Source organism: Aquimarina sp. AU474 (assembly GCF_900312815.1).
In the GTDB taxonomy this organism is placed as follows: domain Bacteria; phylum Bacteroidota; class Bacteroidia; order Flavobacteriales; family Flavobacteriaceae; genus Aquimarina.
In genome coordinates this window covers 107,284-120,382 of sequence record NZ_OMPE01000006.1, presented here as the reverse complement: position 1 = coordinate 120,382, position 13,099 = coordinate 107,284, and the positions used below count along the sequence as shown (strand labels likewise).

Genomic DNA, 13,099 nt, shown 5'->3' with positions numbered 1-13,099 from the left:
TTTATCTTATTTATTTTTATTCGCGATCTGCTAACCTTAATATATCTCCAAATACTCCTCTTGCTGTAACCGCCGCACCAGCACCAGCACCCTGTATTACAATTGGTTGATCCCCATAAGACTCTGTATAAATCTCAAAAATAGAATCTGATCCTTTCACTTGTCCCAATGCACTACTTTGAGGAACCGAAACCAGTTTCACATCTAGATTCCCTTTCTCTTTTGATAAATCACCCCAAAGATCACCAATATATCGCAATACATGATTAGGTTTTTGGTCTTCTTTAACTTTTTCATATACATCATTTAACGCTGACAAACGTTTTAAAAATGATGTGGCCTCACCTTTTCTAAGAGATTCAGGAATGAGGTTATGAATATTAATATCCTCAAATTCATTACTAAGATCTAATTCTCTTGCCAGAATTAACAATTTTCGTCCAACATCATTGCCACATAAATCCTCACGAGGATCCGGTTCTGTATATCCTTTATCTATAGCTTCTTGTAACACCTCACTAAATAGTCGCTCTTCACTAGAGAAAGTATTAAACAAATAACTCAATGATCCTGAAAAAACCCCCTTTATACGTGTAATATTTTCTCCAGATAAATGCAATAGTTTAATAGTATCAATCAAAGGAAGCCCCGCGCCTACATTAGTCTCATATAAATATTGTTTCTGATTCTGTTGTAACTTAAATCTTAATTGCTTATAAAACCCAAAATCTAATGTATTGGCTATTTTATTCGAAGACACTAAATCAAAACCATTCTCGATTAACTGTATATAATTCTTTGTAAACTCGCTACTAGCCGTATTATCAATGGCTATTACGTTTTCTAAATGATTGGCATCGGCATACCTAATGATATCATCTATATGATATGAATTGCCCTTTTCCTCTAGTTTCGTTTGCCAATCATTCTGTAAACCGTTTTTGTCCAAAACCACTTTTCGAGAGTTTGCAACTGCAAAAATATTAAGGTTAATATTTTTACGCTCCTTAATTTGCTTTGCCGATTTTAATATTTGATCAATTAACGTTCCACCAACTAAACCATGTCCAAATATGGCAATGTTGATTTTTTTTGAAATCTCGAAAATTTCACCATGAATAACATTTAAAGCCCTGTGCAAATGATTTTTTTTCACCACCAGACTTACGTTTTTTCCCGTTATTGTGTTATTGAATAATAATGGAATCACTTGATTTTTAATTAGCGCATTATAAGGTTTATGAAAAGTACTTAAATCTTGCCCTATAATTGAAATCACCGACACTTCGTTTTCGACCGAAATATTACTTACATCACGTTTGTAAAAATCCGCTTCAAATTCTTGTTCTAATATTTTTTTAGCTTCTTGTGCCTTATCTGAAGAAACCACAAAGCCTATTCCTCTTTCTGAAGATCCTTGGGAGATAATACTAACACTAATCTTTTTAAGTCCTAAAGCATTAAATATCCTAGCATCAATACCAGCTTTTCCTAAAAGACCTCGTCCTTCGAGATGAATTAAAGATACATTTTCTAATACCGAAAGTGATTTAATTCCTTTTTCGCTTGTCTCAGAAGTAATTAATGTTCCTCTATTTTTATAATCAAATGTATTTAAAATTCTTAATGGTATATTTTTCTCTATAAGAGGAATAATCGTTTTGGCATGCAAAATATTGGCTCCAAAATGTGCCAACTCATTCGCCTCGGTAAATGATAGTTTCTCAATTTTCTGAGCATTAGGAACTAGATCCGGATTAGCCGTATAAATACCATCTACATGTGTGAAATTTTGAAGCTCTTCGGCTCCTAAATAATTAGCGAGTAATGCAGCAGTATAATTACTTCCGTTTCTTCCAAGAGTAGTAGTTTCATTTTTGGTGTTTGAAGCAATAAAACCTGTCACCACGTTTACAGTATTACCATTATATTTTTGAAAATGAGCTACTATATTCTCTTTCGACAATTGGTCCAAGGGTTGCGCATCTCCAAATTGTCCATCGGTTACAATCAGTTCTCGACTGTCTGTAAATTGCGCCTTGATATTTTTCTCTTGAAGTAATTGCGTTAATAATTTTGCCGAAATAACCTCTCCCTGTGATAATACCTGATCCTTTATTCTCTTGCTATAATCCCCCAAAAGAGAAACCCCTTCGAAAAGTTTATCAAGCGTTTCGAACTCGTCATCAAAACAAACATTTTTAAAATCAGATAGCTGATAGTTTTTAAATGCAATTAATTGTTCTGTATAACTTTTGTTTTTTCTAGCTTTTTCGAGAATATCTTCTAAGTCATTGGTAGAATTCCCTCGAGCCGACAATACAACAGTGATTTTCTCACCACTTTTAATTTTGCTCTCAATAATATCAACTACTGTATTAATACCATTTCCATTAGCCAAAGATTTCCCTCCAAATTTTAAAATTTTCATCTATTCAAAATTTTTATTTTCTTTTAAAAAATTCCTTTTAACAATTTACTTAACTGTTCAAATTCTATTAAAAATGCATCGTGACCATGTGCAGAATCAATAACCTGGTGTGTCACATTATTCTTTACTTTTTTAAGCTTTTGATATGTAATTTCATCTTCACTTTCTGTGAAAAAAACATCAGAATTAACACTAATAATATGAATATCAGAATCTATATTACCAGCTACCTCTTCAATCCCTTCTCTTCCTTTAGTAATATCAATATTTGCCAAGATATAATTCAACTCCTTATATGCGGATAGAGTAAATCGTTCATTCAGTTTTTCGCCATGATACAACAACCAACTCTCTATATTGAACATACTTTTATCCTCATTATACGTCCTATTAAACTTAACTTTGAAGGATTCTGGAGATCTATACATCAACATCGCATGTAACCTTGCATCATGAACTGGGTTTATAGAGTTTAATAAAATTTGTTCTTGTACCAAACAATTGGCCTTTAACCAATCGGTAGACTTCCAATCAGTAGCTACAGGAATCAAATGCTGTATTAAATCTGGTTTTAAAGCCGCTAACTCCCAAGCAATCCCACCTCCAACTGAACCTCCTATAGCTGCGTATAATTTGTTTATACTCAATCGCTCTAGTCCCTTTAAAAAAATAGTTGCAATATCTCTGGCGTTAAACAAATTATAGTCAGAAATTAAATTTTCTTCTACACCATCATAACCATTACCAGGGATATTGAAAGAAAGTACAGTATACTTATTCGTATCAATGCATTTACCTTCTCCAATCAACCCATTCCACCAACCATTCTTTCCACATACGGTAGAGTTACCCGTTAATGCATGATTAACAAGAACTATAGGCGCCAGACCTATTGAGGGGCCAAAAATCTCATAGGTCAAAGAGATTTTATCTACTCTCTTACCCTTTACAGTGGTAAAGCTTGAAATATTTATTTTTTGAAGCATAAAAAAGGCGTTCTAAACTTATTTGACTGTTTGAGCTATTTTAACAAAAGCTTCATTTAAATCTGTTTTCAAATCTTCGATATCCTCGAGACCCACCGATAACCTTATTAAATCTTTTGTTACTCCTGTAGATTCTTGTTGATCTTGATTTAATTGTTGATGTGTAGTGCTAGCGGGATGAATAATTAAAGATTTAGAATCTCCAATATTAGCTAGTAATGAGAAAATTTTTGTTTCGTTTGCTATGGTTTTAGCCGAATCAAAACCTCCCTTTACTCCAAAAGTGATAATCCCACTTTGTCCTTTTGATAGATACTCTTTTGCTAATTTATGATATGGATCACTATCCAAACCAGGGTATTTTACCCATAATACTTCATCTTGTTGTTGCAACCACTTAGCCAACTCCAAAGCATTTTCACTATGTTTTTTAATTCGAATGCTTAATGTTTCTAATCCCTGTAAAATTTGAAAAGCATTAAATGGACTCAAGGCAGCTCCATAATCTCTAAGGCCTTCTATTCTAACTTTTGCAATAAATGCTGCTGCTCCCAGCGCCTCATGATATACTAGCCCGTGATATCCTGGAGAAGGTTCGGTAAATTCAGGAAATTTACCACTTGACCAATCAAAGGTTCCTGCATCAATAATTACCCCTCCTAATGATGTTCCGTTACCACTTATATACTTAGTAAGTGAATGGATTACAATATTAGCCCCATATTCGATGGGGTTCAACAATGCTGGAGTCGCCACTGTATTATCAACAATAAAAGGTACTTTATATGCCTTAGCTTCTGCAGATATTTTTTTAAGATCTAATACATCTAGTTTTGGATTCCCTAATGATTCTGCAAAAAACACTCGCGTATTTTCTTGAACAGCATTTTTAAAATTGGCAGGATCTGATGTATCAACAAATGTGGTGGTAATTCCGAATCTAGGCAAAGTAACATTTAAAAGATTATAGGTGCCTCCATATAAACTACTAGAGGCTACAATGTGATCACCAGCTTTTAATAATGTTAATAAGGCAGTGGTGATCGCAGCTGTTCCTGACGCCGTAACAACAGAGGAAATCCCACCTTCTAAGGCTGCTAAACGCTGTTCTAAAATATCATTGGTAGGATTGTTTAAACGAGTATAAATAAATCCCGGTTCTGATAAATTAAATAGATTAGCGGCATGATCTGCATCATTAAAAACATACGATGTAGTTTGGTATATAGGCACCGCTCGGGTACCTCCATGGGTAGATACATCATGACCCGCATGTAAAGCTTCTGTTGCAAATTTTTGAGTGCTCATAATTTTCTAATTTAAATTTTAAAAATGACTAAAATTCAAATACATCAAACGCTAGATTAAATTGCGAATGGATATAGAAAATTAAAAAGAAAGGAAATGAAAATTACCGAAAAGGGTAATTACATAGAGTTATCTTCTCTCGAATAAATTGAGATAGAATTTAGCACCTTCTTTACGTATAAAGGGTTGCTAAGGTTTCATAGGGTCTAATCCCTCCACCTTTCTTAATAACTTACTAAAATGTATAAGAAACTTGAGGACAAAACTAGTAATTATTTTTAAACTGCAACATGTTTCATTAAAAAATTACTTAGTCTTAAAAAAACTCGACCTAATTGAGGTTATTACTATCAAAAAAATAATGATACGTTAAAAGCTTTTGAATATTATCATTTTTTTTACCTTTGCCGAAATATTTTCAGGGATAGATTTGACTGATTGCAACCCGAGACATTATGATATTTTAATGTTAAAAATGCTAAAGCAGTTCGATAAGTGACTAATCATCGAAAGCTTTATATTCTAATCCCGTCTTATTAGTCTCTATAAAACAAAAACAATGGCATATTTATTTACTTCGGAAAGCGTATCTGAAGGACATCCAGATAAAGTAGCAGATCAAATAAGTGACGCTTTATTAGACAATTTTTTGGCTTTTGACCCAGATTCGAAAGTAGCCTGTGAAACACTTGTTACCACAGGTCAAGTAGTTTTGGCAGGTGAAGTAAAATCTCAAACCTATCTAGACGTACAACATATTGCTAGAGAAGTAATAAATAAAATTGGATATACCAAAGGAGCGTATCAATTTAGTGGAGATTCTTGTGGTGTAATTTCTTTGATTCATGAGCAATCTCAAGATATCAATCAAGGTGTTGATAGAGAAACTAAAGAAGAACAAGGTGCTGGTGATCAGGGAATGATGTTTGGATATGCATCTAAAGAAACTTCTAACTATATGCCTTTGGCTCTTGATATTTCTCATAAAATCTTGATGGAACTAGCTACATTGAGAAGAGAAGGCACAGAAATTCCTTATCTACGTCCTGATTCTAAAAGTCAAGTTACGATAGAGTATAGTGATGATAATATTCCTCAAAGAATTGTAGCTATTGTTGTCTCTACTCAACATGATGATTTTGATAGTAATGATGAAGCAATGCTTAGCAAAATAAAAAATGACATCATTTCTATTTTAATGCCGCGTGTTATAGCACAATTACCAGAATATATTCAAAAACTATTCAATGATGAAATAACGTATCACATCAACCCAACTGGTAAATTCGTTATTGGTGGTCCTCATGGAGATACTGGTCTTACTGGAAGAAAAATTATAGTGGATACTTATGGTGGTAAAGGAGCACACGGGGGTGGAGCTTTTTCTGGAAAAGACCCTAGTAAGGTGGATCGTTCTGCTGCATATGCATCTAGACATATTGCTAAAAATCTAGTAGCTGCAGGAGTAGCTAATGAAGCATTAGTTCAAGTATCTTATGCTATTGGAGTAGTAGAACCCACTTCTATTTTTGTAGATACTTATGGAAGCAGTAATTTAGACCTTACAGATGGTGAAATTGCTGAAAAAGTTGCTCAAATTTTTGATATGCGTCCAGCGGCAATAGAACAGCGTCTTAAATTACGTAATCCTATATATCTTGAAACAGCCGCATATGGTCATATGGGTAAAGAGCCACAAACCGTTACCAAAGTTTTTAATAGCCCGTATTCTGGTAAAGTAGAACGAGAAGTAGAGTTGTTTACTTGGGAGAAACTAGATCATGTAGATGCCGTAAAAAAGGCTTTCAATCTATAGTTTTATCGGCTTTTATAGTTCTTTATCGATTTTATAAATTTACACTAAAAAATTGCGGTTTTTCCGTACGCTAAACTCAAGTAATATTGTTACTTTTATCTCGTTAATATATAGATACTTTACGTGTCATTTCGGGGGAAATAATATTAATGATTTTGGAATACATTTAAATTTAGAATTACACGCAATTATTAAAATTTAGGGAGATGAAATTAAGAACAATATTCACAATTACTTTTTTTTGTGTTTTTGGCGTATCATTTGGTCAGGATTATAAAAATGATCTAACATCTGTAAAAACTATTGATAATCAAATTCAGGAAGAACGATATAGTACTGATGAGGTTTCAAAGGTAGATAGATTATTATTAACCACACCAATGGAAAACGTATCTAGAAGCGACAAACAGTTTTTTAGTCGTAAAGAATGGAGAAAGATCAAAAAACAACTTCAAAAAAATAAAAAAAGAATCATTGGTGAAAAGAACAGTATTCATACTTCTAAAATTATGGATACGATATATTTAAATGTCCCAATTGAAGGAGGCGAGTCTCGTCTATCAGGATGGTAAAACATTTTAAAAAAACGTAATATAAAAAACCACTCAAAAGAGTGGTTTTTTATATTTTAAGAAGAATACAGATATTTTAATTCAACAGGAAATTTTCCTCCCTTTTTACATTCATATTTGAAGTACTAGAAAAATTATTATTGTTGCATTTTTAAATAATAATCTACAGAGTGTTTTCCTGATCCATAAAAAAGAAAGAAAACACATAACACTAGTATCACGCTTGCTATAACAAGGTTTGCTGCATTCATTTCTCCTAAAAAATTTATAAGGACAGCTCCAATCAATAAAGGCAGTTGTACGGTAACAGACCACCTAGTTAACAATCCAAAAGCGATCATTATACCTCCAATTAAATGTGCAGGTGCAACATAATGAATAACGATCATAGAACCTGCAAGATTTTGAACTGGTCTTAGCAAATCCACCAAAATCTGACTATTACTAATAAAATTTATCCCTTTAATAAATAGGAATACTCCTAAAGCTATTCTTAAGAGATCCAATGGATAATACGAATGTGCATTTGCCCATTTATTTAATGATTTTATTGTTGGCATAACAAAAGAAGTATTGATTAAACCGATATAAGATACTGGTTTATAGTACAATAAAAAAATAATTCACAAACGATTAACGTCTTGCGTATTTAATACTTCTATAAGTTCGAATAATTATGTTCTTCATTTCAGAAATAATATCTGGTAGATGTATCGAAAATCTTCTAAGCGCATTATCTAGCACTGTGCTTGTATTTTCTTTAATCATTTGCTCGTATTTATAGTAATACAAAACCAAAGCACAAATACCGATCACAAACAATAATGCCCCTACAATGACTTGCACTGGAGATAAATCATGATAAAAAAAGCGACTAAGTCCTAATCCGAACCAACTGCCATATAACACGAAAAAATGAATAATATAAATTGACAAGGTTTTACCTCCTATTCTTGTGATTACTTGATGGGCCAGAATATCTTTAAGCAACATAAAAACAGCAAACAAAACACAAACATTCCCCAATCGTATAAACAGGAAGTTATTATAAGCCACAGACTTAAAAATTCCAACACCAGTAATATTATGAATAAACATTAATGCACTAGAAGAATAAAAAATCAACAGTAAACCAATCAATAAAAACGATATAATTGCATACTTATGAAACATTTCTCTTTTACCATATTTTAAAAATAGTGTAGCCATAAAGCTTCCAAAACAAACATATCCAAACCATGGAAACAAAGTAAAAACAGATCCATTGCGGTTGGTAAAATAATTAGCAATGGTTTGCGGTAAAAACTCGAGGATACAACTACCATAAATTGGTTGCAATAAGAAAATAACAACTCCAATACTTAATACAAGTTTTTGAAATAAGGCTCTATTTGTAACACGATAAGCAATAAGGTATACTCCTATTAACAATAACAATGAGGTTCCACTACATTGTAGAACATCTACATAAAAAAATGAAGGATTAACGGTACCGTTAAAAAGTGCGAAAAAACTTATTCTAAGCAAATATCCCCAAAAGATAACTTTTACTGCTCGTTTTATTCCTTTTAGTACTCTTGGATTGTCTAAACCTACGGCCTTTTGTTTTAATAACAAATAAGTGAAGATAAATCCGGTAATAGTAAAAAAAGTTGGAGCGGTCATTCCTCTTAAATACTCCCATGTGCTATAAAAAACATCGCTTTTATCTCTATAAGTATCATCCAACAAAGCATGAACAAAATGTCCTTGAAGCATCATCATAATAGCAAATGCACGAATCGCATCTAGGAAATGCAATCGACTAGCTGGTTTAGTCATAATTGAGGTCTTTGGTTAGTTTAGTTACCCAAAAAACGAGTTTTGGGGGCTAATATTGCTTAAAAAAAGTGCGAATTTAATCATTTTATTTAGTTTTCACACTGATAATAAGGCTTTTAAAAAACACTTCCTATTTATGTTTAATTTCTTAACCCTTAAATCTCTCCGTCCCAGAACAAAGCCTTCATTAAAATAAAAAAAAGTATAATACTATTTTGGCACCTTAATTGGTGCATATTTAACAACTATAAATTTAACGTTATGAAAACCAATAAGTACTCTCAGTTTTTACTTACGATTATAGCAGTTTGCCTAGTAATAATAGTAATCAGAGATATTGATATTATCCCTAAAGCACACGCCAACAGTTCTTATCATAATACATTTGCCAATCTACCGATTAATGAAGATGGTAGTATAACTGTACGCATAAATAACACGGATGAGATTAATGTTAATATAAAAAGTATTGATACCTATGATAAACTTAAAGTAGACCTCAACGGTATTAGTACTCGCGATGAATTAGATATTAATATTGATGAAATTGGAGGAAGTTATGTTTCAAGTGGTGGGCCTATAAAAGTGAAGATCCAAAACTAACATATTTAGTTTAAAACGATATATACGCAAATTTTGTGCTTACTACAACTTTGTATAAGGATGACTAAAATGAACTAATACAAATTCATTCCATCATGAATTCTGTAGGAAATATTTTTTGTAATATTAGATCGATTTTACAACTCTGCTGCTGTGTTTGATATTTTATCTAACGCTCCCTTCATTTTTTCTAATACTTCACTTTTTTCAATATTATGTCTATTTTGTAAATATATAGGATCGTTATAGGATATATATACTACTCCTTCATCATTTTCCCATACCAACATTTTTTGAGGCAAATCTAAGCCAGCAGTTTGAGAACTTTGCATTAATGGTGTTCCTAACTTAGGGTTTCCAAACATGATAATTTTCGTTGGTTTTAAATCGAGATCAACTGAAGCTGCATTAGCCTGATGATCCAACTGCGCAACAATTTTTAAGTTAGGATTATTTTGGATTATCTCTACCAATGACGCATACGTGTCTTCAAAGTTTTGTGTGCTTTTTTTTGTGATCACACCTTGTTGAGCAGTAATTTCCATATCTTCTTTAGATTCAGTTTGTGAAGTGTTAGACGTATCATTAGAAGTTTGATTACAAGAAACAAAAATGAACATTAGGATTAATCCATAAACTTTATAAAAACTCATTATCTTTTTATTTTTTTATAAAGATAATCGAATAGAAAAACCTCATCTACATATTTATCACAGGATTAACAAAGGCTAACGCAACAAAATCCGTAAAGACCATTTTCAAACATATATACCCTAATACAATTGCATTAGTTATTCAACTTACTGCTCTATAGATTATATTTAACAGTTAGTATCCAATATCTAGGCTGAACAGCATAACTAGAGGTACTGTTGTATAATTCATTAAAACTATCTCGATTAATATTTTGGGTATCTAATAGATTAGTTACAGAGAATTTATATTCCCATTTACTATCTGGTTTTTGATAAAACAAATCAGCATCCCAAAAACTATACTCATTTAATGTTGTCTCTGTATCCCTATAATTATAATAGCTATATGAAGATTTTAATAAAAAGCCTTTTGCAAAGGACCAGTCTAATCTAGCAAATGGCCTACTTGTATAGAATGTACTTTCGGCTCCGTTATTATCATAATCATTTACCGTAATACTATATCCAAGATCAAAATTTGGTCCTTTTTTAAAATTTGTTGACCATTCGGTTCTATAGGTTTGTGTAAGACTAACACTCTCACTAGGTAAGTTATTAATGATATTGTTAAAACTTGACCAACTTAAGTTTGCATTTAACTCTCCTTTAATCTTCCCAAAAGTTCGACTAAACCTACCATTTCCAGTAAGCACCTGATCCGCAAGGTTAGAATTAATAGGAGTATTTACTCTATTAATTTCTTCAATTACACTAGTATTTTTAATAGGGTTACGTCTATTGGTATAACTCACTCTAGCAAAGATGTTGGTATAATTAAACATATTAAAACTAAAATAGTTCAAAGAATAGTTATCATACAAAGCATTTTCTAGGTTTCGATTACCCTGCGATAATGAGTTATAGTTATTAAAAACATATCCAGAAGCTAATCTATTAATATCTGTATATTCTGCAGTTATAGAATAATTAAATCGTAAACTTTCGGTTTTTTTAAATTGAGCCAGTGCAAAGAAATCAGGTAAAACCTGCCACTCATTTTGATCTATTGTAGTACCTAGCTGTCTATCTTTTAGATCATAATTATGTATACTTATTCCTGGATTAAATGTAAAAATTCCTGTAATAAATTTATAATGAACTCCAGCAAAAACATCATTAAAATTATATCTCACATCATTATTAAACTCATCGTTTTCAAAATCATTTTGATCACCATTATCTAATATTTGAAAAATACTAGAATCAAAATTCTGAGTACTTAAAATGGTCCCTAGAGAAAAATTCAAGTTACTTTTTTTATTCAGCACATAATAATAATCTAACTTAGCATCAATCTTATTGGTTTGCACTTCTTTTGTTTGATTAATATTATATCGATCTGATTCTTCAAGAGGGTCAAATGTATCTAAACTCGAATCTGTTGGATTATTTATTGCTGTAAAAATTCCTCTAAACGGAATTTCATCTCGAATAGCATTATAAAAAGGGTCTTCATTCTGAAATAGATGCTGTGCTTCTAAAGAAAAAATATTCTTTTCATTCAAGGTATAATAGGCATTTGCGTTTTGTTGAATCGAAAAGGGTGTATTCTCGAGTCTTTCGTTTATATCTTCGGAAACATCACTACGTATAGATAAGAATTCGTCATTTTCTTCTTGTTTTGAAAGCTTACTAAAAATATCATAATCTAATCTAAAATCACTATTAGGTCTATAACTTGCACTTAATTTTAACAGTCCGAGTTTACTACGCTGTTCAACATTATCAAAAGTCTCTTCAATAGTATTATCAGCAGGATCAGGAGTATCATCAATGTAAATCCTACGAGTATTCGTAATCAAATCTGTTTTAGTATCACTTACAATTGCATAACCACTAATGTCTAATTTTTTATTGGCGGCTAGGCTAAAATTAGCTGCTCCAAATTTGGTATTAATCTCGTTAGCTCGATTATTCTGAAGGGTTGCAAAAGCTAAATCATCACTCGACACATTGAATGAGGTACCGCCACGGCCTAAATTTCTAAAGCCTCCTGTAAAATTGAAGTAATCACGTCTTGTAAAAGGAACTTCTCCTATATCGTTTAAATCCGTAATAATATTAATACTATATTTTGGGTTATAATAAAACAATTTGGGTTTAATCAAATATCGTTCTGTATCACCAACACCTGCGCCCGCGGTTATATCTCCAAACCAAAAATTCTTCTTTCCTTCTTTTAATTTGATATTAATAGCTACCTGATCTTGAGAATTACGAAGGCCTCGCATTTGGTTAACATCCTCATAGTTTCGCAACACTTCAACTTTATCCAATGCATCTGCTGGAATGTTTTTGGTAGCTAGTTTAGAGTCTCCATCAAAAAAATCTTTCCCTTCGACCATTACCTTAGAAACTGTTTTACCCTCAACTTCGATCTCTCCATCCTCATTAACCTCGATACCAGGTAACTTTTCTAATACATCCTCTAATTTTTTTTCTGATCCCGTGGTAAAAGAATCCGTATTATACACCAGTGTATCTCCTTTTACCACTACTGGTATTTCGTATACAATTTCTACCGCATCTAAGTTATTTTCTTGAGAATTCATCACAAAATCCACCAAAACATCTTCTGTAGTAACCGCTACTGATTTAGGATCAGCAAACAAACCGATAAAGCTTACTTTAAGATTATAAGTTTGATTTACGGGTACCGATATTTTGTATTTCCCTTGACTATTAGTAATTCCATAACCCATCATTGCGTTATCTCCCTTTTTATAAGCAATGACATTTGCCATTTCTAAAGGATTCCCTATAGAATCTTTTACGAAACCAGATATCTGAATAGTTTGAGCAGAAGTTGCTATTGTTATTAAAAGTATTATAAGTTGTATAAACTTGTTCATATGTATTGATTGTTG

Annotated in this window: 10 protein-coding genes and 1 riboswitch; of the genes, 3 read left to right on the top strand and 7 right to left on the bottom strand. The window is 32.1% G+C overall.

Translation table 11 applies throughout. From position 1 onward, the window contains the following. Positions 1 to 16: 16 nt before the first annotated feature. Genes thrA through DK508_RS05220 form a run of 3 tightly spaced genes read right to left on the bottom strand, consistent with a single transcriptional unit; the run spans position 17 to position 4,725 of the window. Positions 17 to 2,431, bottom strand: coding sequence for a bifunctional aspartate kinase/homoserine dehydrogenase I (thrA, locus tag DK508_RS05230; protein ID WP_109299695.1), 2,415 nt, complete (start codon positions 2,429 to 2,431; stop codon positions 17 to 19). A 23-nt stretch (positions 2,432 to 2,454) separates the two neighbouring features. After that, complete coding sequence (locus DK508_RS05225) at positions 2,455 to 3,417, bottom strand: alpha/beta fold hydrolase (protein ID WP_109299694.1); 963 nt, start codon at positions 3,415 to 3,417, stop codon at positions 2,455 to 2,457. Between the two features lie 18 nt (positions 3,418 to 3,435). After that, positions 3,436 to 4,725, bottom strand: a complete 1,290-nt coding sequence (locus tag DK508_RS05220) for an O-acetylhomoserine aminocarboxypropyltransferase/cysteine synthase family protein (RefSeq protein WP_109299693.1) — start codon at positions 4,723 to 4,725, stop codon at positions 3,436 to 3,438. A 126-nt stretch (positions 4,726 to 4,851) separates the two neighbouring features. Beyond that, positions 4,852 to 4,959: riboswitch (SAM riboswitch) on the bottom strand. 325 nt (positions 4,960 to 5,284) lie between these two features. On the opposite strand from DK508_RS05220, the gene metK reads away from it, so the two are divergent. Beyond that, the gene (gene metK, locus DK508_RS05215) at positions 5,285 to 6,541 is read left to right on the top strand and encodes a methionine adenosyltransferase (protein ID WP_109299692.1); all 1,257 of its coding nucleotides are present in this window, start codon (positions 5,285 to 5,287) and stop codon (positions 6,539 to 6,541) included. 206 nt (positions 6,542 to 6,747) lie between these two features. Next, positions 6,748 to 7,113: a hypothetical protein gene (locus tag DK508_RS05210; protein ID WP_109299691.1), complete on the top strand. Its 366-nt coding sequence runs from the start codon at positions 6,748 to 6,750 to the stop codon at positions 7,111 to 7,113. 137 nt (positions 7,114 to 7,250) lie between these two features. On the opposite strand, the gene DK508_RS05205 is transcribed toward DK508_RS05210, so the two are convergent. Both DK508_RS05205 and DK508_RS05200 read right to left on the bottom strand, forming a co-directional pair. Then, positions 7,251 to 7,673, bottom strand: coding sequence for a DoxX family protein (locus DK508_RS05205; protein WP_109299690.1), 423 nt, complete (start codon positions 7,671 to 7,673; stop codon positions 7,251 to 7,253). Positions 7,674 to 7,746: 73 nt separating this feature from the next. Continuing rightward, on the bottom strand, positions 7,747 to 8,934 hold the full coding sequence (locus tag DK508_RS05200) for a heparan-alpha-glucosaminide N-acetyltransferase domain-containing protein (RefSeq protein WP_109299689.1): 1,188 nt from the start codon (positions 8,932 to 8,934) through the stop codon (positions 7,747 to 7,749). 261 nt (positions 8,935 to 9,195) lie between these two features. Here DK508_RS05200 and DK508_RS05195 point away from each other — a divergent pair, with 261 nt between their 5' ends. Then, a complete protein-coding gene (locus DK508_RS05195; protein WP_109299688.1) occupies positions 9,196 to 9,537 on the top strand; it encodes a hypothetical protein in 342 nt (113 codons plus the stop codon). A gap of 137 nt (positions 9,538 to 9,674) precedes the next feature. Here DK508_RS05195 and DK508_RS05190 read toward each other — a convergent pair whose 3' ends face one another. Beyond that, positions 9,675 to 10,190 (bottom strand): DUF302 domain-containing protein, encoded by a 516-nt coding sequence (locus tag DK508_RS05190; protein WP_109299687.1) that lies wholly within the window; start codon positions 10,188 to 10,190, stop codon positions 9,675 to 9,677. 155 nt (positions 10,191 to 10,345) lie between these two features. Continuing rightward, positions 10,346 to 13,084, bottom strand: coding sequence for a TonB-dependent receptor (locus tag DK508_RS05185; protein ID WP_109299686.1), 2,739 nt, complete (start codon positions 13,082 to 13,084; stop codon positions 10,346 to 10,348). Positions 13,085 to 13,099 lie beyond the last annotated feature (15 nt).